Annotated in this window: 18 protein-coding genes, 3 tRNA genes, 3 rRNA genes and 1 riboswitch; of the genes, 5 read left to right on the top strand and 19 right to left on the bottom strand. The window is 49.0% G+C overall.

Annotation, left to right across the window (positions count from 1 at the left end):
• Positions 1-101 precede the first annotated feature (101 nt).
• Positions 102-1,043, top strand: a complete 942-nt coding sequence (locus CEQ48_RS19020) for a LysR substrate-binding domain-containing protein (RefSeq protein WP_001165357.1) — start codon at positions 102-104, stop codon at positions 1,041-1,043.
• 132 nt (positions 1,044-1,175) lie between these two features.
• A complete protein-coding gene (locus CEQ48_RS19015; protein ID WP_089072268.1) occupies positions 1,176-2,969 on the top strand; it encodes an aminopeptidase P family protein in 1,794 nt (597 codons plus the stop codon).
• Between the two features lie 118 nt (positions 2,970-3,087).
• Here CEQ48_RS19015 and thiH read toward each other — a convergent pair whose 3' ends face one another.
• The 13 genes from thiH to CEQ48_RS18950 form a co-directional block, all read right to left on the bottom strand.
• Complete coding sequence (thiH, locus tag CEQ48_RS19010) at positions 3,088-4,200, bottom strand: 2-iminoacetate synthase ThiH (protein WP_089072267.1); 1,113 nt, start codon at positions 4,198-4,200, stop codon at positions 3,088-3,090.
• Positions 4,197-4,967, bottom strand: coding sequence for a thiazole synthase (locus CEQ48_RS19005; protein ID WP_089072266.1), 771 nt, complete (start codon positions 4,965-4,967; stop codon positions 4,197-4,199). The genes thiH and CEQ48_RS19005 overlap by 4 nt, the downstream gene beginning before the upstream one ends.
• 5 nt (positions 4,968-4,972) lie before the next feature.
• Positions 4,973-5,173 carry a sulfur carrier protein ThiS gene (gene thiS, locus CEQ48_RS19000; RefSeq protein ID WP_000158355.1) on the bottom strand — a complete coding sequence of 67 codons (201 nt, stop codon included), beginning with the start codon at positions 5,171-5,173 and terminating at the stop codon, positions 4,973-4,975.
• Positions 5,170-5,949, bottom strand: a complete 780-nt coding sequence (thiF, locus tag CEQ48_RS18995; RefSeq protein ID WP_089072265.1) for a thiazole biosynthesis adenylyltransferase ThiF — start codon at positions 5,947-5,949, stop codon at positions 5,170-5,172. Before thiF ends, thiS begins: the two co-directional genes overlap by 4 nt.
• Positions 5,936-7,258 carry a thiamine phosphate synthase gene (locus tag CEQ48_RS18990; protein ID WP_089072264.1) on the bottom strand — a complete coding sequence of 441 codons (1,323 nt, stop codon included), beginning with the start codon at positions 7,256-7,258 and terminating at the stop codon, positions 5,936-5,938. Before CEQ48_RS18990 ends, thiF begins: the two co-directional genes overlap by 14 nt.
• A gap of 3 nt (positions 7,259-7,261) precedes the next feature.
• Positions 7,262-9,199: a phosphomethylpyrimidine synthase ThiC gene (gene thiC, locus CEQ48_RS18985; protein ID WP_089072263.1), complete on the bottom strand. Its 1,938-nt coding sequence runs from the start codon at positions 9,197-9,199 to the stop codon at positions 7,262-7,264.
• Positions 9,200-9,296: 97 nt separating this feature from the next.
• A riboswitch (TPP riboswitch) is annotated at positions 9,297-9,395 on the bottom strand.
• A gap of 52 nt (positions 9,396-9,447) precedes the next feature.
• Positions 9,448-9,828 (bottom strand): fluoride efflux transporter CrcB, encoded by a 381-nt coding sequence (gene crcB / locus CEQ48_RS18980; RefSeq protein ID WP_089072262.1) that lies wholly within the window; start codon positions 9,826-9,828, stop codon positions 9,448-9,450.
• A 230-nt stretch (positions 9,829-10,058) separates the two neighbouring features.
• Positions 10,059-10,135 (bottom strand) — tRNA-Trp (locus CEQ48_RS18975).
• Between the two features lie 28 nt (positions 10,136-10,163).
• Positions 10,164-10,240, bottom strand: a tRNA-Asp gene (locus tag CEQ48_RS18970).
• 75 nt (positions 10,241-10,315) lie between these two features.
• A 5S ribosomal RNA gene (gene rrf, locus CEQ48_RS18965) occupies positions 10,316-10,431 on the bottom strand.
• Positions 10,432-10,562: 131 nt separating this feature from the next.
• Positions 10,563-13,449, bottom strand: a 23S ribosomal RNA gene (locus CEQ48_RS18960).
• 288 nt (positions 13,450-13,737) lie between these two features.
• A tRNA-Ala gene (locus CEQ48_RS18955) sits at positions 13,738-13,813 on the bottom strand.
• Positions 13,814-13,875: 62 nt separating this feature from the next.
• Positions 13,876-15,418, bottom strand: a 16S ribosomal RNA gene (locus CEQ48_RS18950).
• The 16S, 23S and 5S rRNA genes sit together here with 3 tRNA genes alongside, the layout of an rRNA operon.
• Positions 15,419-15,926: 508 nt before the next feature.
• Between CEQ48_RS18950 and CEQ48_RS18935 the strand changes: the two genes are divergently transcribed.
• A complete protein-coding gene (locus tag CEQ48_RS18935; RefSeq protein WP_198301307.1) occupies positions 15,927-16,478 on the top strand; it encodes a gamma carbonic anhydrase family protein in 552 nt (183 codons plus the stop codon).
• Here CEQ48_RS18935 and CEQ48_RS18930 read toward each other — a convergent pair.
• From CEQ48_RS18930 to tsaC, 4 genes are all read right to left on the bottom strand, one after another.
• Positions 16,459-16,734, bottom strand: coding sequence for a DUF1488 family protein (locus tag CEQ48_RS18930; protein ID WP_001076442.1), 276 nt, complete (start codon positions 16,732-16,734; stop codon positions 16,459-16,461). The two genes, CEQ48_RS18935 and CEQ48_RS18930, sit on opposite strands and share 20 nt — an antisense overlap.
• A complete protein-coding gene (gene aroE, locus CEQ48_RS18925) occupies positions 16,731-17,567 on the bottom strand; it encodes a shikimate dehydrogenase (protein ID WP_089072260.1) in 837 nt (278 codons plus the stop codon). Before aroE ends, CEQ48_RS18930 begins: the two co-directional genes overlap by 4 nt.
• Before the next feature lie 61 nt (positions 17,568-17,628).
• Positions 17,629-18,546, bottom strand: coding sequence for an oxygen-dependent coproporphyrinogen oxidase (hemF, locus tag CEQ48_RS18920; protein WP_000443983.1), 918 nt, complete (start codon positions 18,544-18,546; stop codon positions 17,629-17,631).
• Positions 18,547-18,564: 18 nt separating this feature from the next.
• Positions 18,565-19,122 (bottom strand): L-threonylcarbamoyladenylate synthase type 1 TsaC, encoded by a 558-nt coding sequence (gene tsaC, locus CEQ48_RS18915; RefSeq protein WP_198301209.1) that lies wholly within the window; start codon positions 19,120-19,122, stop codon positions 18,565-18,567.
• A gap of 166 nt (positions 19,123-19,288) precedes the next feature.
• On the opposite strand from tsaC, the gene purE reads away from it, so the two are divergent.
• Positions 19,289-19,774, top strand: a complete 486-nt coding sequence (purE, locus tag CEQ48_RS18910; RefSeq protein ID WP_000215765.1) for a 5-(carboxyamino)imidazole ribonucleotide mutase — start codon at positions 19,289-19,291, stop codon at positions 19,772-19,774.
• A gap of 3 nt (positions 19,775-19,777) precedes the next feature.
• Complete coding sequence (locus CEQ48_RS18905) at positions 19,778-20,911, top strand: 5-(carboxyamino)imidazole ribonucleotide synthase (protein WP_089072258.1); 1,134 nt, start codon at positions 19,778-19,780, stop codon at positions 20,909-20,911.
• Positions 20,912-20,983: 72 nt separating this feature from the next.
• Here CEQ48_RS18905 and CEQ48_RS18900 read toward each other — a convergent pair whose 3' ends face one another.
• The gene (locus tag CEQ48_RS18900) at positions 20,984-21,550 is read right to left on the bottom strand and encodes a DNA topoisomerase family protein (protein WP_181714887.1); all 567 of its coding nucleotides are present in this window, start codon (positions 21,548-21,550) and stop codon (positions 20,984-20,986) included.
• A gap of 15 nt (positions 21,551-21,565) precedes the next feature.
• Complete coding sequence (locus CEQ48_RS18895; protein WP_089072256.1) at positions 21,566-22,042, bottom strand: DUF494 family protein; 477 nt, start codon at positions 22,040-22,042, stop codon at positions 21,566-21,568.
• Between the last annotated feature and the right edge of the window lies 1 nt (position 22,043).

Raw genomic sequence — 22,043 nt, 5'->3', positions numbered from 1 at the left:
CACACTCCGACTTAATTTTAAGCTCAGTGCATGATACGTGGCTTAAGATATGCTAAACAGTGGCATATGGTCATTGCTGTTATTCTATTTTGGAAAAACTAATGCAAATTGAAAAACTGGCTCGTATCGATCTCAATCTGCTGGTCTGTTTAAAAGTATTGATTGAAGAGTTAAGTGTCACACGCGCGGCTGCACGTTTATGTCTGAGCCAATCGGCCGTGAGTAAATCCTTAGCCAAGCTACGCGAGCAGTTCGACGATCCGCTGTTTGTTCGCACTTCTTATGGACTGAATGCGACCCCGAAGGCGCTCTTCTTAAAACCCAAACTGGATGTGTTGGTGAATCAGCTTGAGCTACTCACTCAGCCTGCACATTTCTCCCCCCAATCCAGCGAATATCGCTTTCAGATCGCGGCGGTCGAAAGTGTTTATCCATTGATCATGCCCTACTTTTTACCGACGATTTTTCGCCACGGCCCTCATCTGAGCATCAGCACCCATGCATGGACTGAACAAACCTTCCGTAAATTGCAAGTTGGCGAACTGGATTTCGGTCTGACTGGTAAAGATATTGATATCAATGATGCGAAGTTGACCTTATTGCCTCCTGCTGACATTTGTGAACAAGAGATCTACCGCGATAATCAGCGCTGCGTGGTGCGCCGCGGCCACCCGGTACTTCAGTATGATTGGAATTTATCCAGCTATCTCAACCTCCGTCATGTACAAGTGCGCTGTGATGGAAATGATCGCTGGCTGCTGGATTATCGATTAGCCGATCTCGGCTATGAGCGCGACATCGCGATTACCGTACCAGACTTCAATAGCGCAGCCAGTTTGTGCACCTATACGGACTTTATTTTCACCGCACCGAGCCACTTTACTCACTGGGTCGCCAAGCAGATGGATCTGGTTGAACTACCGTTACCAATGGAATTTCCGCCTATGGCATACACACTATTTTGGCATCGTGAGAGAGAGAATGATCCTGCGCTGCGCTGGTTACGTGAATTGATACAAACCAATACACTTCATTTACGCTAAAAGCCTAGTTGGATATTTGCGCAGTGTAAGTAAAAGGAGTAGCTTATTCGCTCTCGTCCACTTGCTGTATGTGGTTCGTATAATCCATACACAAGAGATAACAAGGACTGTTTAGAAAAAGGATCACTTCAGATGTCAAACCTACACTCTCAACGCCTCGCGGATTTTCGCCACTGGCTACACACCCAGCAACTTGATGCCTTCATTGTTCCTCATGAAGATGAATATCTTGGGGAATACGTTCCTGAGCATAATGAGCGCTTACACTGGTTAACTGGGTTTACAGGTTCCGCGGGAGCCGCCATCGTTACCGTCTCCGGCGCAGCGATTTTTGTTGATGGCCGCTATACCGTTCAAGTCCGCAAACAAGTGTCTAGTGAGCTATTCGAATATTGCCACTTGATCGAGCAACCTTATTTAAACTGGCTCGTCACTCAACTGCCCGCAGGAGCGAAAGTGGGTTACGATCCTCGCATGCACCGCGGTAGCTGGCTAACACAGGCACAAAAACAGCTCACAGGAAAAATTAACTTGTGTGCAGTCAGCAGTAACCCGATTGATGTGCTTTGGCAGGATCGCCCTGTTCCCGCAGCCTCTGAAATGCGCTTAATGCCTCTTGATCGTGTTGGACAAAGCAGCCTTGAAAAGCGTCAATCGATCGCCAGCACTCTGCGCGACAAAAACGCCGATTGTGTCGTGTTGACCGAACTAGATTCTATCGCATGGCTACTCAATATCCGCGGTTTAGATGTATCTCGCTTACCCGTGTTGCTTTCTCACGCCATTGTCCATAACGATAGCAGTGTGGATTTCTTTTTCGATCCGTCGCGTTTGGCAACCGATTTTACCGCGCATGTCGCGGGCACGGTTCGCGTGCATCATCCGGCTAAGCTTGAAGCTCAACTGCGCCAGCTCTCTGGTCGCCGCGTCATGCTCGACTCGGCGACCAGTAATGCGTGGTTCACACTCACATTGCAAAATGCAGGCGCAGAACTGCACAACGAAGCGGATCCGTGCCTCCTGCCGAAAGCGGCCAAAAATAGCACGGAAATTGCGGGCATGCGTGCTTGCCACATCCGCGATGGTGCGGCTATGGTGCAATTTCTCGCCTGGCTGGACGATGAAGTGGCGAATGGTCGCCTGCATAATGAGGCCGAGCTGGCGGATCGACTGGAAGCCTTCCGTCGCCAAGACCCAACTTTGGTTGACTTGAGTTTTGATACGATTTCAGCAGCTGGTACAAACGCCGCTATGTGCCACTACAACCACCAAAATCAGCCTGAGCCGGGTCAGCTTTCGCTGAACAGCCTATATTTAGTCGATTCTGGTGGCCAGTACCTTGATGGCACCACAGACATTACTCGCACGGTGGCAATTGGTCAGGTCAGCACTGAGATGAAGCAACAATTCACCTTAGTACTCAAAGGTCACATTGCACTGGCTCGCGCTCGCTTCCCCAAAGGCACTACAGGTTCACAACTTGATGTGTTGGCCAGACAGCACTTATGGGCACAAGGTTACGACTACGATCATGGCACTGGCCATGGCGTCGGCCATTTCTTGAGTGTACATGAAGGGCCACAACGTATCTCTAAAGTTCACAATGCTGTAGCGTTGCGTCCCGGAATGGTGCTTTCCAATGAGCCAGGCTACTACCGTGCCGATGCGTTTGGTATTCGCATCGAGAACTTAGAACTGGTCACCGAGTTTGCAACTCAGGGCGATTTCTCTGTACTCGGTTTTGAATCATTGACTCGTTGCCCTATCGATAAACGTGCGATTGAGGTGAACTTGCTGACTAAGCCGGAACTCCATTGGCTCAATCAGTATCATCAAAAAGTGTGGGATGAAGTGAGTCCGCTTATCAAAGAGGATCACGTCCGTGAGTGGTTGCAACAAGCCACCTCACCCTTGAGTCATGTATAAACTGGCTGGTTATCCGCATAAAATAGAAAAGAAAACCGTCGTATGGCGGTTTTCTTTTTGTTGCTGCTATTCAAATTCAGCTTTGGGTTTCACGTGAAACACTACCTCGAGTGAAACATTAGCCTGAATAGGCTCGATGCCAGTCATGCCAGACCACTTGCAAACCTTGCGCCATTAACGCACCACTCACTTCGGCGGCGGAACGTTCATCACTTACCGCAAACTGCTCTAACTCAACCTTAGGGTCTGAATACCCACCCGGTTGAGTTTTGGAAGCCGCCGACATCGAGGTTACTCCGAGCTTAGCCACTTGATCACGAAAGCTTGGTGACTCTCGAGTAGACAGAGAAAGTTCAACCTCGCTATTGAACAGACGAAATGCACAAATCAACTGTACAAGTTGTCGATCCGTCATCACTGATTTAGGCTGTAAAGCCCCTTCACACGGACGTAAACGCGGAAATGAAATCGAGTACCGCGTCTTCCAGTATTGCCGCTCAAGATACTCCAGATGTGCTGCGACAAAAAAGCAGTCCGTCCGCCAGTCCTCAAGCCCAATCAGCGCACCAATACCAATTTTATCGATACCGGCTCTTGCCAACCTGTCGGGTGTTTCGAGTCGAAACAAAAAATCGGTTTTATTGCCTCGCAAATGATGCTGCGCATAAGTCGACGGATGATAGGTTTCTTGGTAAACCATCACCGCATCCAACCCGAGCCCAATTAACTCGGCATACTCTTCTTGCTGCAATGGCTGAACTTCCATCGCAACATAATGAAATGCTTGCTTGATGATAGGCAGTGTCCGACGGAAGTAGTCGATACCCACCTTGGTTTCGTGCTCCCCTGTCACCAGCAAAACGCTATCAAAACCCATGCTTTTAATCGCTGCTATCTCCCGTTCAATCTCAACTTCATTCAGTGTTTTACGCTTGATTCGGTTATCCATTGAAAAACCGCAATAGGTACAGGAATTCGAACAGAGATTAGAGAGATAGAGCGGAATGTACATCGACATAGTATTGCCAAAACGTTGACGAGTGGCCTGATAAGCCATTTGCGCCATTGTTTCCAGATAAGGCTCTGCTGAAGGTGAAATCAGCGCTTTGAAATCGTCTAACGTCCGTTTAGGTGAAGATAAAGCGCGTTCAACATCCCGCGCTGTCTTACCATAAATCGATAGCCGACTGTCATCCCAGCCTAATTGTTGGAAGTGGGTAATGAAGCTCATGATACAAAATCCAAAAATCCAGTTAATGGACTTGATGCCGCCGCCATTTTTACTCGTGATGGCAAGCCCGACTCATAAGCCATTCGCCCTGCTTCGACCGCTAACTTAAAGGCTTTCGCCATAGCAATGGGGTCATGCGCCGCGGCAATAGCGGTATTCACTAACACGGCATCGGCGCCAAGCTCCATCGCTCGCGCAGCATCGGATGGCGACCCAATCCCCGCATCCACAATGACTGGCACCTTGGCTTGGTCAATGATGATTTCAAGAAAGGTTTTCGACGCTAAGCCTTGATTGCTACCAATCGGTGAACCGAGCGGCATAACCGCAGCGCATCCAACCTCTTCCAATCTTTTGCACAAGACAGGGTCAGCATGGCAATACGGCAAAACAATAAAACCTTGCTTCACCAATTGTTCAGCCGCGAGAAGGGTTTCGATGGGATCGGGCATTAGATATTTGGGATCAGGATGAATCTCCAACTTAAGCCAGTTCGTGGCTAAGGCTTCTCGGGCTAGCTCGGCGGCATACACCGCATCAGCGGCATTTTTGGCTCCAGAAGTGTTGGGTAAAAGATTCATCTGCATACTGAGTAGCGGCGCAAGAATGTCATCGTCGCGCTGAGCCAAATCAATCCGTTTTAACGCCATGGTCACCAACTCTGAACCTGAGGCGGCCAATGCTTCAGCCATGACATGGCGATTAGAGAATTTTCCAGTCCCAGTAAACAGTCTGGATTGAAACGTTTTATCAGCAATCTTGAGCATCTGATTTAGCCTCCTGCTATCGCTTGGAAAAGGGAAATCTCATCCCCTGAATTAAGCTTGGTGTGTTGCCATTCACTTCTTGGGACAACCTGCCCATTGAGACTGAAGACGCAACCTTGGCTAGGCAGGCTGAGCTGCGCATGTAAATGGAATAATGAGCTAGAGATATCGGTCTGGATGGCTTGCTGATTCAAGTAGATAGTCATGAGCACGGTTGCGGCTCCTTCTGTTGTACAGGTGACGATGCGCTGCAAACTGGGCAAACCTTATCTTTATGAAGTTGTAGGCTCTGCCAGTTCATAGACTTACCGTCAAAGCGCAGTAATTGGTTAGCAGGAAAATGGGCGCTCCCCACCAGAGCATGCAGTGCGATTAAGGCTTGTCCGTTACCAATCATACCGACAACAGGGCCAACAACGCCTCGGTCACTGCAGCCTTGGCGCTCTGCCATATCCGGTACGATACACTGATAACAAGGTGCAGATTGACGATAGTCAAACGCCATTAGATGCCCTTCCCATCCAATGACGGCACCGCTGACGAGTGGCCGCTGCGCTGCATAACAGGCTCGATTAATTGCGTGGCGAGTTGGAAGGTTATCACTACAATCTAACACTAAATCCACTTGGTTGATTTCTAAGTTCAGGATCAGCTCGTCCAATTCGCGAGCAATCACCCGCACTCGTACGTCAGAGTTGAGTTCACGTAAGTGCCGAGCAAGAAGCTCGGCTTTATTGTGACCAATTTGTGCCTCGTGATAGCAAATCTGACGGTGTAAGTTGTGTAACTCAAGCCTATCACCATCCGCGATATTGACTTGCCCAACACCTGCACCCACCAAATAAGGGGCAACCACACTACCAAGTCCCCCGCAGCCAACTATCAACACTCGTGAATTAAGCAGTTTTTGCTGCCCTTCCTCTCCTAATTCAGCAAGGCTAATCTGTCTTTGATAGCGGAGGAACTGTTTATCTGTGAGCATCCGCCACCTCCCTGGCCGAGCAACTGAGTGGCTCGCATGACTCGCTGGCTGGCATCAGCTTGCGCTGTGCATCTATAAAATCTGCAAAAACAGAATTCAACGTTTGTACTGCAAGGCTAGGATCCGGTGACTCGGTGATCGCTCGCACCACTGCAACCGCCGTGACGCCACAATCGAGAACATCGCGAATGTTGCTGCAATCAATACCACCAATCGCCACCGTTGGAATGCCATGTTGTCCTTGGTAAGGCATTTGATTAACCAACCGCTGATAGGCGGCCAATCGCACCAGCCCTTGTGGTTTTGATGACATCTGTTTGGTGGTCGTGGGAAAAATGTGCCCAAGGGCGATGTAGCTCGGCTGTATTCCTGCGGCTATCAGTAACTCATAATAACCATGCGTCGAAAGCCCCAATCGAATACCTGCATCTAATAGCTCGGTTAAATTCGCACTCGTCAAATCCTCTTGACCAAGGTGCACACCATAAGCCTGATGCTTAATGGCTAATTGCCAATGATCATTGATGAAAACCTGTGCATCGTATTCACGACCTAATGCGATTGCTCGGACAATCTGTGCTTCCAAATCATGCTGCTTAGGATCTTTAATTCGCAGCTGAACCGTTCTAACCCCCATCTTCAGAAGATGTTCAATCCAATTCACATCATCAACTACGGGATAGAGATTAAATTTTGCCTTATCAAGCGTTGGAAATGCTCTGCTGGTTGGAAATACCTTGGTAGATAGCGAGTGAATGTTCGATTGCACCGCTGGGAAACGCTCGAATTGCGTTGGCCATGTTTCACGTGAAACGCTATCCCCTTGAGTGATTGTCGCTCTTGCAATGCACAAACCATCTTCAATCGGAAAATCTAAGGCCAGCGTAGCCAAGAACCAAGCAAGATACTGATTTAATTTACTATTTAGTCGATGGCTCTCTGATGAATAAATAATAAGTTGCTCTGCAGTATTCCCATACTGCCACTTATCCAGCGTAAAACCATGCTCATCACCAAGTCCTACCGTCACCGTGCAGCGAGCGTTAGACATGATTGCCTCGGGTAACACTCGGGTTTCAGACACATAGTCTAGATAGTAGTCACACGGTTCAGAGGTCTCCTCTTGAGAGCACAAACTACTGCCGATTCGCAAAGATTCGTCGCTCTTCTCTAAAATAAACTGAGCCTCAGAGCCCACGTCCAAACTGATGTGCTGAATAGTGAAACCTTGCTCCTGGGCTTGCAACAGTGCATGTTGTACGTGACCGATTAGAGCTGACAGGTGAGGTGGAAAAACCAAACGTACCATGGCTTACTCCTCAACCGCCTCTTTCACCAAAGGGTGATAGAGTTCCGCCCCTGAAGCTAAAAACTCTCGAGACTTATCATGCATCCCCAGCTGTATAGATTCCGCAGGCATAACCAAATCAATGACGGTGGTGTCCGATGCCTGGTTATTGGCGTAATCCCGGACCTCTTGCGAGATCTTCATCGAGCAGAATTTAGGTCCACACATAGAGCAGAAGTGCGCCACTTTTCCCGATTCTTGCGGTAGCGTCTCATCATGAAAAGCGCGCGCTGTGACGGGATCAAGCGCCAGATTGAACTGGTCTTCCCAACGAAACTCAAAACGTGCTTTTGATAATGCATTATCACGAATTTGCGCTCCCGGATGCCCTTTCGCCAAATCAGCTGCATGAGCCGCTAACTTATAAGTAATCAATCCTGTTTTGACATCTTCTTTGTTTGGCAACCCCAAATGTTCTTTAGGTGTGACATAGCAGAGCATGGCGCAGCCAAACCAGCCAATCATGGCCGCACCGATACCTGAGGTAATGTGATCATAACCCGGAGCAATATCGGTCGTTAATGGACCAAGGGTGTAGAATGGCGCCTCATGACAATGCTTGAGCTGCTCATCCATATTGGCTTTAATTAAGTGCATAGGTACATGCCCCGGCCCTTCAATCATGACCTGCACATCATATTCCCAAGCTATTTTGGTTAGCTCACCAAGGGTACGTAACTCAGCAAATTGTGCTTCATCGTTAGCATCAGCAATCGAGCCAGGACGAAGCCCATCCCCTAGAGACAGAGCCACATCATATTGCGCACAAATCTCACAGATTTCACGAAAATGGGTATAAAGGAAATTCTCCTGATGGTGAGAAAGACACCATTTCGCAATAATCGAGCCACCACGAGAAACGATGCCCGTTACGCGCTTCGCTGTCATCGGCACATAACGCAATAACAAGCCCGCATGAATTGTAAAATAGTCCACACCTTGCTCAGCTTGCTCTAGTAAGGTATCGCGCATCACTTCCCATGTGAGGTTTTCTGCTACACCATTCACTTTTTCCAGCGCCTGATACATAGGTACAGTACCAATTGGCACGGGACTATTACGTAAGATCCACTCTCGGGTTTCATGGATATTTCGCCCTGTAGACAGATCCATCACAGTATCGGCGCCCCAGCGTGTCGCCCAAACTAACTTCTCCACCTCTTCTTCAATGGAAGAGCTAACCGATGAGTTACCGATATTGGCATTGACCTTAACCAAGAAATTACGGCCAATAATCATAGGTTCAGATTCAGGATGATTAATATTGCATGGGATGATGGCGCGCCCCTCTGCAATCTCACGACGCACAAACTCAGGAGTAATCAGATCAGGTAAATGAGCACCAAAACTGTGCCCTGCATGCTGCTGAAGCAGATTTGGATCTTGATGAGCAAGACGACGAGAGTTTTCACGGATCGCCACAAACTCCATTTCCGGCGTAATAATTCCCTGCCGTGCGTAATGTAACTGGGTGACTCGATGCTGGTCTATCGCTCGGCGAATTCGCGGTAAATGGCCATAACGCAGTTCATCCAGAGTTTCATCCGCTAAGCGTTCACGCGCGAAATGAGAGCTCATACTAGGCAGGATGTGCGTATCTCGACGCTCTTCAATCCACGTCTCTCTGAGCTTAGGAAGTCCCTGGTAGAGATCAATATCATATGTGGGGTCGGTGTAGACACCTGACGTGTCATACACACAAATAGGCTCATTGGGCTCAAAAATGGGCGCCTCTTTACTGCCACCGACCAAAGTATCGCTGAGAGTAATTTCTCTGACAGGTACCCGAATATCAGGGCGAGAGCCTAACAGGTAAGATTTTTGAGAATTTGGATAGGGTTCAACAGAAAGGGTATCAATAAAGCGCTTAGCTTCCAGTCTTGCTTGTTTACGATTCGACATAGCATTTCCTTTTTAATAAGAGGGAGAAATGCTTGACGGAAAGATGCTATGAGAGGTGAGTCGACAGATAGGTGTACTATAAAAAATAGGTTACCTAAGAGAGTCTTCTCTTGTTCCCTTCGCAGGTATTAACCTGATCAGGTTCAACGGATCCCGAATAAACGGTCTCAGCCCAATGGCACTCCGACAAGTGGAAGCATTATAGATAAAGCGTATTAGTTAACCAAGTAAAATGGCTGTTTCATTGATCAACTTTTTATTAACCAGTGAAAACCAATCCAAGCAGCTGAAATACTTAAAATGACATTCAACAGTATATTCGCCCCCATTTTAAAAAATGCGCCCTGCTGCATTAAAAGCACGTTATCCATAGAAAACGTCGAGAAGGTCGTTAATGCTCCCAAAAAACCGAGCCCAATCACTTGTTTCCATGGGTAAGGGCTTAACCACTCATTTTCAACACAAGCGATCAAAACACCCATAATCAATGACCCAACCACATTAACGGTCAGCGTTCCAATCGGGAAACCACGCCCAAATAGAGTGATACATATTTCGGACACTAAGAAACGAGCGCAAGCACCAACCGCGCCGCCTAAAGCAATAAAACTCAATATCGCGAATGACATGCCTATTCCTTTATCTACCAACTAAGAGGGTATTCTAAACACTCCTCGGGATAAAGCGCAAAACTTCAACGAAATAATATATTGAGCAAAAACAATGTGGCGGATTGTGTTAACAATCAGGAGAAAATAGAAAAGTTACATGCGTCACTTAATCACAAAAACGCTCAGGACGAGATTAATTAAATGGCAGATAAAGAAAAACCTCAGCATTCCTGCTGAGGTTCAATATATGGCAGGGGTGGAGAGATTCGAACTCCCAACACGCGGATTTGGAATCCGCTGCTCTGCCAATTGGAGCTACACCCCTGTAATTTTTGAGCTTAAGCTCGAATAAGTGGCGGAGCGGACGGGACTCGAACCCGCGACCCCCGGCGTGACAGGCCGGTATTCTAACCGACTGAACTACCGCTCCGCTGTCTGGTTAGACGTTTCGTCTACTTTTTTTGCCTTTAGATTTTTCTTAAACATCTAAAAACAACAAGTTAAAGCCTGGCGATGTTCTACTCTCACATGGGGAGACCCCACACTACCATCGACGCTGTTTCGTTTCACTTCTGAGTTCGGGATGGGATCAGGTGGGTCCAAAACGCTATGGTCGCCAAGCAAAATTCTGTTTTTGATTTCACTTTTTCTTAAAAAGTGATAACCAACAATTCTGGAAAGCTGTCTTCGTTCTCTCAACACATTCTTATGCGCTTAACTTTGAGTCCACTACAAAACCCCTTGGGTGTTGTATGGTTAAGCCTCACGGGCAATTAGTACAGGTTAGCTCAACGCCTCACAACGCTTACACACCCTGCCTATCAACGTTCTAGTCTCGAACAACCCTTTAGGACAGTTAAACTGTCAGGGAAGACTCATCTCAGGGCTCGCTTCGCGCTTAGATGCTTTCAGCGCTTATCAATTCCGAACTTAGCTACCGGGCAATGCGTCTGGCGACACAACCCGAACACCAGAGGTTCGTCCACTCCGGTCCTCTCGTACTAGGAGCAGCCCCCTTCAATCTTCCAACGCCCACGGCAGATAGGGACCGAACTGTCTCACGACGTTCTAAACCCAGCTCGCGTACCACTTTAAATGGCGAACAGCCATACCCTTGGGACCGACTTCAGCCCCAGGATGTGATGAGCCGACATCGAGGTGCCAAACACCGCCGTCGATATGAACTCTTGGGCGGTATCAGCCTGTTATCCCCGGAGTACCTTTTATCCGTTGAGCGATGGCCCTTCCATACAGAACCACCGGATCACTATGACCTGCTTTCGCACCTGCTCGAACCGTCATTCTCGCAGTTAAGCGGGCTTATGCCATTGCACTAACCTCACGATGTCCAACCGTGATTAGCCCACCTTCGTGCTCCTCCGTTACTCTTTGGGAGGAGACCGCCCCAGTCAAACTACCCACCAGGCACTGTCCTCAACCCAGATAATGGGTCTAAGTTAGAACATCAAACATACAAGGGTGGTATTTCAAGGACGGCTCCAACGCAACTGGCGTCACGTCTTCATAGCCTCCCACCTATCCTACACATGTAGGTTCAATGTTCAGTGCCAAGCTGTAGTAAAGGTTCACGGGGTCTTTCCGTCTAGCCGCGGGTACACTGCATCTTCACAGCGATTTCAATTTCACTGAGTCTCGGGTGGAGACAGCGTGGCCATCATTACGCCATTCGTGCAGGTCGGAACTTACCCGACAAGGAATTTCGCTACCTTAGGACCGTTATAGTTACGGCCGCCGTTTACCGGGGCTTCGATCAAGAGCTTCGCTTACGCTAACCCCATCAATTAACCTTCCGGCACCGGGCAGGCGTCACACCGTATACGTCATCTTGCGATTTTGCACAGTGCTGTGTTTTTAATAAACAGTTGCAGCCACCTGGTATCTGCGACTCTCGTCAGCTCCATCCGCGAGGGACTTCACCATCAAGAGCGTACCTTCTCCCGAAGTTACGGTACCATTTTGCCTAGTTCCTTCACCCGAGTTCTCTCAAGCGCCTTGGTATTCTCTACCCGACCACCTGTGTCGGTTTGGGGTACGATTCCTGACTATCTGAAGCTTAGAGGCTTTTCCTGGAAGCATGGCATCAATGACTTCACTGCCGTAGCAGCTCGACGTCGTGTCTCAGCCTTAAAGAGAGCCGGATTTACCTAACTCTCAAGCCTACGCACTTGAACCAGGACAACCGTCGCCTGGCCCACCTAGCCTTCTCCGTCCCCCCATCGCAATAGTCAGAAGTACGGGAATATTAACCCGTTTCCCATCGATTACGCCTTTCGGCCTCACCTTAGGGGTCGACTCACCCTGCCCCGATTAACGTTGGACAGGAACCCTTGGTCTTCCGGCGGGGAGGTTTTTCACCCCCCTTGTCGTTACTCATGTCAGCATTCGCACTTCTGATACCTCCAGCAAACCTTACGATTCACCTTCAACGGCTTACAGAACGCTCCCCTACCCAATATCTAAAAGATATTGCCGCAGCTTCGGTGTATTGCTTAGCCCCGTTACATCTTCCGCGCAGGCCGACTCGACTAGTGAGCTATTACGCTTTCTTTAAATGATGGCTGCTTCTAAGCCAACATCCTAGCTGTCTGAGCCTTCCCACATCGTTTCCCACTTAGCAATACTTTGGGACCTTAGCTGGCGGTCTGGGTTGTTTCCCTCTCCACGACGGACGTTAGCACCCGCCGTGTGTCTCCCGGATAGTACTTACTGGTATTCGGAGTTTGCAAAGGGTTGGTAAGTCGGGATGACCCCCTAGCCTTAACAGTGCTCTACCCCCAGTAGTATTCGTCCGAGGCGCTACCTAAATAGCTTTCGGGGAGAACCAGCTATCTCCGAGTTTGATTGGCCTTTCACCCCTAGCCACAAGTCATCCGCTAATTTTTCAACATTAGTCGGTTCGGTCCTCCAGTTGATGTTACTCAACCTTCAACCTGCCCATGGCTAGATCACCCGGTTTCGGGTCTATATCCAGAGACTGAGCGCCCAGTTAAGACTCGCTTTCGCTACGGCTCCCCTATACGGTTAACCTTGCCACTGAATATAAGTCGCTGACCCATTATACAAAAGGTACGCAGTCACACCACGAAGGTGCTCCTACTGCTTGTACGTACACGGTTTCAGGTTCTATTTCACTCCCCTCACAGGGGTTCTTTTCGCCTTTCCCTCACGGTACTGGTTCACTATCGGTCAGTCAGGAGTATTTAGCCTTGGAGGATGGTCCCCCCATATTCAGACAGGATATCACGTGTCCCGCCCTACTCGATTTCACGCTCGATGAAGCGTCGGTTACGGGGCTATCACCCTGTATCGCCAAGCTTTCCAGCTTGTTCACCTACTTCACCGAGCGCTTAAGGGCTAATCCAGGTTCGCTCGCCGCTACTACCGGAATCTCGGTTGATTTCTTCTCCTCGGGGTACTTAGATGTTTCAGTTCCCCCGGTTTGCTCTGTTAACCTATGGATTCAGTTAACAGTAACTGCTTATGCAGTTGGGTTTCCCCATTCGGAAATCGCAGACTCAAACGGCTCTTACTGCCTTATCTGCGCTTATCGCAAGTTAGTACGTCCTTCATCGCCTCTGACTGCCCAGGCATCCACCGTGTACGCTTAGTCACTTAACCATACAACCCGAAGGAGTTTCGGGTTGTTGTTTAAACAACCTAAGTTGTCTCGCGTTTAATTTACATGAGTGCGAGACAGATTTTGCCGGACTCAAATTTTGAACAAGACCGAAGTCTTATTCGATACCAAGCACACTTGAATGTGTTGTTGGTGTTTATCTTTCGATAAACATTGAGAACTTTACAAACAACAATAATTTGTTGTTTTGTCAGCTTTCCAAATTGTTAAAGAGCAAGATTTTCTGATGAAAACCATTTTTAAACATTCTCAGCGAAAACGCTTAAAGATGGTGGAGCTATGCGGGATCGAACCGCAGACCTCTTGCATGCCATGCAAGCGCTCTCCCAGCTGAGCTATAGCCCCACTTAATGCTCAAATCTAAACCGAATCAATCTGTGTGGACACTCATCACGATAACCATCGTGTAAGGAGGTGATCCAGCGCCAGGTTCCCCTAGCGCTACCTTGTTACGACTTCACCCCAGTCATGAACCACAAAGTGGCAAGCGTCCTCCCGAAGGTTAAACTACCTGCTTCTTTTGCAGCCCACTCCCATGGTGTGACGGGCGGTGTGTACAAGGCCCGGGAACGTATTCACCGCAACATTCTGATTTGCGATTACTAGCGATTCCGACTTCATGGAGTCGAGTTGCAGACTCCAATCCGGACTACGACGTACTTTGTGAGATTCGCTCCACCTCGCGGTATCGCTGCCCTCTGTATACGCCATTGTAGCACGTGTGTAGCCCTACTCGTAAGGGCCATGATGACTTGACGTCGTCCCCACCTTCCTCCGGTTTATCACCGGCAGTCTCCCTGGAGTTCCCACCATTACGTGCTGGCAAACAAGGATAAGGGTTGCGCTCGTTGCGGGACTTAACCCAACATTTCACAACACGAGCTGACGACAGCCATGCAGCACCTGTCTCAGAGCTCCCGAAGGCACTCCAGCGTCTCCGCTAGATTCTCTGGATGTCAAGAGTAGGTAAGGTTCTTCGCGTTGCATCGAATTAAACCACATGCTCCACCGCTTGTGCGGGCCCCCGTCAATTCATTTGAGTTTTAATCTTGCGACCGTACTCCCCAGGCGGTCTACTTAACGCGTTAGCTCCGAAAGCCACGACTCTAGGTCACAACCTCCAAGTAGACATCGTTTACGGCGTGGACTACCAGGGTATCTAATCCTGTTTGCTCCCCACGCTTTCGCATCTGAGTGTCAGTATCTGTCCAGGGGGCCGCCTTCGCCACCGGTATTCCTTCAGATCTCTACGCATTTCACCGCTACACCTGAAATTCTACCCCCCTCTACAGTACTCTAGCTTGTCAGTTTCAAATGCGATTCCTAGGTTGAGCCCAGGGCTTTCACATCTGACTTAACAAACCACCTGCATGCGCTTTACGCCCAGTAATTCCGATTAACGCTTGCACCCTCCGTATTACCGCGGCTGCTGGCACGGAGTTAGCCGGTGCTTCTTCTGTAGGTAACGTCAAATGATTAAGGTATTAACTTAACCACCTTCCTCCCTACTGAAAGTACTTTACAACCCGAAGGCCTTCTTCATACACGCGGCATGGCTGCATCAGGCTTGCGCCCATTGTGCAATATTCCCCACTGCTGCCTCCCGTAGGAGTCTGGACCGTGTCTCAGTTCCAGTGTGGCTGATCATCCTCTCAGACCAGCTAGGGATCGTCGCCTTGGTGAGCCCTTACCTCACCAACTAGCTAATCCCACCTGGGCATATCCGGTAGCGCAAGGCCCGAAGGTCCCCTGCTTTGCTCTTGCGAGGTTATGCGGTATTAGCCATCGTTTCCAATGGTTATCCCCCTCTACCGGGCAATTTCCCAGGCATTACTCACCCGTCCGCCGCTCGCCACCCAAGGAACAAGTTCCTCTGTGCTGCCGCTCGACTTGCATGTGTTAGGCCTGCCGCCAGCGTTCAATCTGAGCCATGATCAAACTCTTCAATTAAAAGTTTTTTTGAAGCTTTCGCTTCGGCTCAATGAATACTGATTACATTCTTTGCTTAATAAAAAGCGAAGTAATGTTGAATTGACTGTGCTGAATGATTGCTCATTCAAATGGTCACTCAGTTCATTGATAAATCTTTTTTGATTATCATCAACGAGTGCCCACACAGATTGATTGGTTTATATTGTTAAAGAGCGCTCTTCTTAGCGGTCTGCTTCAGAAGAGGCGGCCATTTTAGCGAGATAAACTGTTGTGTCAAACACTTTTTTCAGTTTATTTTCGTTGGCGATTTCGCCACCTAAAACACCGAACTGAATCACTGCTAACGCTTACTGCGTCTGCCGTGTCAGTGAGGGCGGATTATAGAGAACCTAGTTATATTGGCAAGTACTTTTTAGAAGTTTTTTAAAGTTTTCGAGCACTTGGTGATGTTTTAGGCAGAACAGGCTATTTGTTAATGATTAAGCCATCTACTATACCTACCACTTGCTTATAAAAGGGTGAAATGATGAGTTCAATTCGTAGCTACAAAGGCATAGTGCCCAAGCTTGGTGAAGGGGTTTATATAGATAGCAGTGCTGTGCTTGTGGGTGATATAGAACTGGGCGACGATGCCAGTATTTGGCCTTTAGTGGCAGCACGGGGCGATGTTAACCATATTCGGATTGGTAAACGCACCAATATTCAAGATGGTTCGGTACTGCATGTCACTCACAAAAATGCCGAAAACCCGAATGGGTATCCGTTATGCATTGGGGATGATGTGACCATTGGCCATAAGGTTATGCTACACGGCTGCACCATTCATGATCGAGTTCTCGTCGGCATGGGGTCTATCGTGTTGGATGGTGCGGTGATTGAAAATGATATCATGATCGGTGCAGGAAGTTTAGTTCCGCCCGGGAAAAGGCTCGAAAGTGGCTTTCTGTACATGGGTAGCCCGGTCAAGCAAGCACGTCCTCTCAATGATAAGGAGCGTGCTTTTCTCGTTAAATCGTCCAGTAATTATGTTCAGAGTAAGAATGACTATCTGAATGACGTTAAAACCGTTCGCGAGTGATCTCAATTTGGCCTAGAGAGTTAAACATTTCGTTTTCAATCGCCTGTTCGGCGAGTTCCTCTAGGTCAAAACGCCACTCACTGAATGCCGTCATCACGTGTTGCGATTCTGCTAAAGCTTCACCTGAGAGCTCTTGTAGAACTTGTCGCGCCACAAGACATTCGATTAATGCTCCGTTTTGCTGAGCAAAAAATACAACGGCTTGTTTTGCCTCATCCCAATGCTGTAAATCGGGAAACAAGATGGATTGGTTCATAGCGCACCTTCTAGATTTTTACGCAGTTCACGCAAAATTTGTTTCGTGCCCGGACGTAAACCACGCCATAGCATAAAACTTTCAGCCGCTTGTCCCACTAACATGCCTAAGCCATCGATCACTTGCGCGCAGCCATGTTGTCGCGCCCATTGATTAAACACGGTATAGCCTTTGCCATACATCATGTCATAGCAGACGGAGCGAGATGAAAAGATCACCGGATCAATCACGGGCAATTCACCATCGAGACTGGCAGAGGTCGAGTTGATGATCACATCATAACTTTGTTTAAGCTGTTCGAACGCTTGCGCCTTTACCTCACCATAAGCGGCCACAAGCTCAGCCAACTGCTCCGCTTTCGCAAAGGTACGATTCGTGACGGTAATAGAGGCGGGCTGCTGATCTAATAACGGCTTGAGCACGCCACGCGCCGCACCACCGGCACCAATCAACAAAATCGTCGCGCCTTTCAGTAGCACTTGCTGCGCGAGTAGATCTTGCACTAAGCCTTCACCATCGGTGTTGTCTCCGAGTATTTCGCCATCATCCAGCTTTTTTAACGTGTTTACCGCACCGGCTAAACGCGCGCGTTCCGTTAAGCGATCGGCAAAGCGGTACGCCTCCTCTTTAAATGGCACGGTAACATTACAACCTCGTCCACCTTGCGCAAAAAAATGTTTCGCCGCCTCAGTAAACCCATCCACTGGCGTGCACTGTGCGGTATAGATCATGGACTGCTGGGTTTGTCGTGCAAACAGCGTATGAATAAAGGGGGATTTACTGTGATTAATGGGGTTACCAAAAACGGCATACTGATCGATTTGAGAAGCCATATCCTTGCCTAAACAATCAAAAGGGTCACTTGCGCGACCCTATCACTCAGAACGTTGCCTGTCACCATTCACGCGGAACTAAAAACTCGCTTAGCTTGGCTTCTGGTGTTCCAGCTTGCGGTTGATATGCGTATTCCCAACGCGCTAACGGAGGCATCGACATCAAGATTGATTCGGTACGCCCACCGGTTTGCAGGCCAAACAGCGTGCCGCGATCCAACACCAAGTTAAATTCAACGTATCGACCGCGACGATAGAGTTGAAATTGGCGCTCGCGCTCTGTAAAGGGCGTGTTTTTGCGTTTTTCGACAATCGGCACATAAGCTTGGGTATAACCTTCGCCGACCGCCTGCATATAAGCGAAACATTGCTCGAATGGCCATTCATTGAGATCATCAAAAAACAATCCACCGATGCCGCGTGTTTCATTGCGGTGTGGTAAATAGAAGTAGCGATCACACCATGCTTTATGCTCGTTATAGATTTCTGCCCCAAAAGGTGCGCAGAGCTGTTTGGCGGTTTGATGCCAGTGCTGCCCATCCTCAACAAAGGGATAAAACGGCGTAAGGTCAAAACCACCACCAAACCACCAGATCGGATCTTCGCCCTCTTTTTCAGCAATAAAAAAGCGCACATTGGCATGAGAGGTCGGGACATACGGATTTTTCGGGTGCATGACCAGAGAAACTCCCATAGCTTCAAAGCGGCGACCGGCCAATTCTGGACGATGGGCCGTCGCAGAGGCGGGCATCTGCTCACCAAATACATGGGAAAAGTTCACGCCACCTTGTTCGAAAACAGCGCCCTCACGCATGACTCGCGTACGACCACCACCACCCAGTTTCTCACCCGGTTCACGCTGCCACGCATCTTCGATAAATTGCGCTTGGCCATCTGTGGCTTCCAATTGTTGGCAAATCTTATCTTGTAGCTGCAGTAAAAAGTGCTTCACTGCTTGTTTATCGACTATCGACTCCACATTCTCTCCTGCGCAGGGTTATCCCTGTCTTAACACTTGTAAGCTGCGAGCATCACGAATTTCGCTCGGTCCATGACGGCCACTGGTCTTCCCTTCTACTACAACCGCAATCTGATTGCCTAGCTGAACCATGACTTCTTGTCGAGTTACGCACGCGGGCTGGCCACTTAGATTAGCACTGGTTGAAGTCAGTGGCTTCCCAAAGGCGAGACATAACTTCTGAACGATCGGATGATCCGAAACACGCACGGCAACGGTATCAAACTGACCACGAACCCAGCTTGGCGTATCACCGCTGGCTGGCATGACCCAAGTCAGTGGCGCGGGCCATGAAGCAAGCACTTGTGTCAGTTGATCTGCGGTTAATTGCGTTTCATCGACATAAGGGCGCAACTGCGCATAGCTAGCGGCAATTAAGATCACCCCTTTTTCCACGGGGCGCTGCTTGATCGCCAATAAGCGCAGCATAGCGGTTTGGTTATCCGGATCACACCCCAAACCAAACACTCCTTCGGTTGGATAGGCAATAACGCAACCTTTGCGCAGCGCATCCACCGCCTGTTGTAGATTCTCCACCAGAGCCACTCCTCTTTCATTTGTGCTCAGTGTACAAATCGTGGAGCAATTGACCAGTTCTTCTCATCAACCAGAAAAAGCAAACGTTTGCTTGAGAAAAAAATCCCCGTATAATGCGCCGCAAGCGGGCTTGCTTGCCCAATAAATAACACTGAAGGAGTTTGAGATGACAGTCGGTATTATCATGGGTTCCAAGTCAGACTGGCCAACCATGAAACACGCAGCAGAGATGCTTGACCAGTTTGGTGTGGCTTACGAGACCAAAGTGGTTTCTGCGCACCGTACTCCTCATCTTTTGGCCGACTACGCCTCTAGCGCCAAAGAACGCGGTTTACAAGTGATCATCGCTGGAGCGGGCGGTGCTGCGCATCTTCCCGGAATGACCGCCGCATTCACTAGCTTGCCAGTGTTAGGCGTGCCCGTTCAATCTCGCGCTCTGTCAGGGCTCGACTCGTTATACTCCATTGTGCAGATGCCAAAAGGCATTGCGGTGGGTACGCTCGCCATTGGTGAAGCTGGTGCCGCGAATGCAGGATTACTTGCCGCGCAAATCATCGGCATTCACAACCCAGCAGTGATGAGTAAAGTGGAAGCTTTCCGCGCTAAGCAGACTCAATCTGTGTTGGATAACCCAAACCCGGCTGAGGAGTAACAGATGCGTGTGTTGGTTCTCGGCGCTGGTCAGCTGGCGCGCATGATGTCGCTCGCCGGAGCACCGCTCAATATTGAAACGATCGCTTTTGATGTGGGTAGCGAAAACATTGTGCACCCCTTAACGCAAACTGTGCTTGGGCATGGCTTGGAGCAAGCGATTGAACAAGTCGATGTGATCACCGCTGAGTTTGAACACATTCCTCATCCGATCCTCGATCTCTGTGCACACAGTGGCAAACTTTACCCAAGTTCTGAAGCTATCAAAGCTGGCGGCGATCGTCGCTTAGAAAAAGCCTTGCTGGATCGCGCCCAAGTGGCGAATGCACGTTATGCGATGATCCGCAGCCGAGACGACCTAACCTCAGCCATCGCCGAGATTGGATTGCCTATGGTGCTGAAAAGTGCACTCGGAGGCTACGATGGAAAAGGCCAATGGCGCTTGAAAGAACCAACGCAGATCGAATCGGTTTGGCAAGAACTTGCGCAATATCTGGCAGCCAACCCTGAACAAGCAATTGTGGCAGAAGAATTTGTCGCTTTTGATCGCGAAGTGTCACTAGTCGGTGCACGTAACCTAGTCGGCGATGTTGTGGTGTATCCTTTAGCGGAGAACGTTCATACCCAAGGTGTGTTGAGCCTTTCTACCGCCATTGATGCTCCTGCGCTGCAAACTCAAGCGGAAGCCATGTTTAAAGCGGTGGCCGAGCAGCTCAATTATGTCGGTGTATTAGCGCTGGAGTTTTTTGAAGTACAAGGCCAATTACTGGTCAATGAAATCGCACCACGCGTACACAATTCTGGTCACTGGACTCAACAAGGCGCAGAAACCTGTCAGTTTGAAAACCACTTACGCGCAGTGTGCGGCTTGCCGCTGGGTAGCACCAAACTGGTTCGTGAAACCGCGATGATCAATATTCTCGGTGAAGACCAACTGCCCGCAGAAGTATTGGCGATGGAAGGCTGCCACGTACATTGGTACGGCAAAGCCAAACGCCCAGGACGCAAAATGGGGCATATCAATGTGACCGCTGATTACAGTGGTGAGTTACAGCGCAAACTGTGCCAATTAGCGGCCGTGTTAGATGAGAAGGCTTTTCCTGCCGTACACGCAGTAGCAAAGGAAATTCTGCCTTAATCCATACCTCACTAATGCAATAAAGCCGCGTCTAACGCGGCTTTAACTCTTTATGCGATGAGCATGATGAAGCTAGCATTCCTGAATATGCCCACATTGACGATTAGCACATTGATAGCGCATGCCTGCTGCACTTTTCTTTTCCATCATCACCGTAAAGCCACACTGAGCACAAGCCTGAGCAATCGGTTTACTATTTAAAGCAAATTTACATTTAGGATACGCATCACACGCATAAAACAGTTTACCGAAGCGAGATTTGCGTTCGATAAGGTGGCCTTTACCGCATTCCGGGCAAAGGATATCTGGCGATGTTTCCTCTTGCGAAGGGAAATCCATCGACTCGATATGATGGCACTGCGGGTAGTGGCTACAGCCAATAAACATCCCGTAACGACCTTGGCGCAGCACCAGTTCATGTCCACATTCAGGGCAAGGCACACCGAGTTCTTTGATGATATGCCCATCATTTTGATGCAGAGGTTTGATGTAGTCACACTCTGGATACGCGGTGCAACCTAAAAAAGGGCCATGTTTGCCGTGGCGCAGTTGTAATGCTGCGCCACATTGCGGACAAGGGGAAGATTGCAGCGCATGCTCATGAGCGGCAAACAGTTGCGGGTCAATTTTACGACTCATAGACACATCACACGCTTAATGCAAAATGCCTTGTTCTTTGCTGTACAGCAGCTCTTCCATCAATGTGTAAGCATTTTCATTACCCGGGACATTGAACAGCACCATCAGGATGATCCATTTCAGGTCATCAAGCTCAAACTCATCGGTTTCTAATCCCATGACACGGTCAATCACCATTTCACGCGTTTCTGGGGTCAGCACATTGATGTGTTCAAGAAACAGCAGGAAACCACGCGATTCGAGATCCAGTCGTTCAATCTCTTCCGGCGCGTAAATACGCATTGAAGTGGGTGCACTTTTCGCAATGGCGGTTTGTGCATCGGTTTGTTGCAAAGCCGCCAGCTCTTCCAACCAGTGGAGGGCCTTGTAGATGTCTTTTTGGTGAAACCCAGCACGCAGCAGTTCATCTTCCAACTGGTCCTGATCCACTTGCAAATCTGCATCGCTATGGACGTAGGTTTCGAACAGATACATCAAAATATCCATCATCATA

This window comes from Vibrio tarriae, assembly GCF_002216685.1.
GTDB lineage: Bacteria > Pseudomonadota > Gammaproteobacteria > Enterobacterales > Vibrionaceae > Vibrio > Vibrio tarriae.
The sequence above is the reverse complement of the archived record's forward strand: the minus strand, read 5'-3'. Positions and strand labels throughout refer to the sequence as shown.

Bases quoted from the DNA above. Each gene is read 5' to 3' on its own strand.
- CEQ48_RS19020 (WP_001165357.1), top strand. From the start codon at position 102: ATGCAAATTGAAAAACTGGCTCGTATCGATCTCAATCTGCTGGTCTGT.
- CEQ48_RS19015 (WP_089072268.1), top strand. From the start codon at position 1,176: ATGTCAAACCTACACTCTCAACGCCTCGCGGATTTTCGCCACTGGCTA.
- thiH (WP_089072267.1), bottom strand. From the start codon at position 4,200: ATGAGCTTCATTACCCACTTCCAACAATTAGGCTGGGATGACAGTCGG.
- CEQ48_RS19005 (WP_089072266.1), bottom strand. From the start codon at position 4,967: ATGCTCAAGATTGCTGATAAAACGTTTCAATCCAGACTGTTTACTGGG.
- thiS (WP_000158355.1), bottom strand. From the start codon at position 5,173: ATGACTATCTACTTGAATCAGCAAGCCATCCAGACCGATATCTCTAGC.
- thiF (WP_089072265.1), bottom strand. From the start codon at position 5,949: ATGCTCACAGATAAACAGTTCCTCCGCTATCAAAGACAGATTAGCCTT.
- CEQ48_RS18990 (WP_089072264.1), bottom strand. From the start codon at position 7,258: ATGGTACGTTTGGTTTTTCCACCTCACCTGTCAGCTCTAATCGGTCAC.
- thiC (WP_089072263.1), bottom strand. From the start codon at position 9,199: ATGTCGAATCGTAAACAAGCAAGACTGGAAGCTAAGCGCTTTATTGAT.
- crcB (WP_089072262.1), bottom strand. From the start codon at position 9,828: ATGTCATTCGCGATATTGAGTTTTATTGCTTTAGGCGGCGCGGTTGGT.
- CEQ48_RS18935 (WP_198301307.1), top strand. From the start codon at position 15,927: ATGAGTTCAATTCGTAGCTACAAAGGCATAGTGCCCAAGCTTGGTGAA.
- CEQ48_RS18930 (WP_001076442.1), bottom strand. From the start codon at position 16,734: ATGAACCAATCCATCTTGTTTCCCGATTTACAGCATTGGGATGAGGCA.
- aroE (WP_089072260.1), bottom strand. From the start codon at position 17,567: ATGGCTTCTCAAATCGATCAGTATGCCGTTTTTGGTAACCCCATTAAT.
- purE (WP_000215765.1), top strand. From the start codon at position 19,289: ATGACAGTCGGTATTATCATGGGTTCCAAGTCAGACTGGCCAACCATG.
- CEQ48_RS18905 (WP_089072258.1), top strand. From the start codon at position 19,778: ATGCGTGTGTTGGTTCTCGGCGCTGGTCAGCTGGCGCGCATGATGTCG.
- CEQ48_RS18900 (WP_181714887.1), bottom strand. From the start codon at position 21,550: ATGAGTCGTAAAATTGACCCGCAACTGTTTGCCGCTCATGAGCATGCG.
- CEQ48_RS18895 (WP_089072256.1), bottom strand. From the start codon at position 22,042: ATGATGATGGATATTTTGATGTATCTGTTCGAAACCTACGTCCATAGC.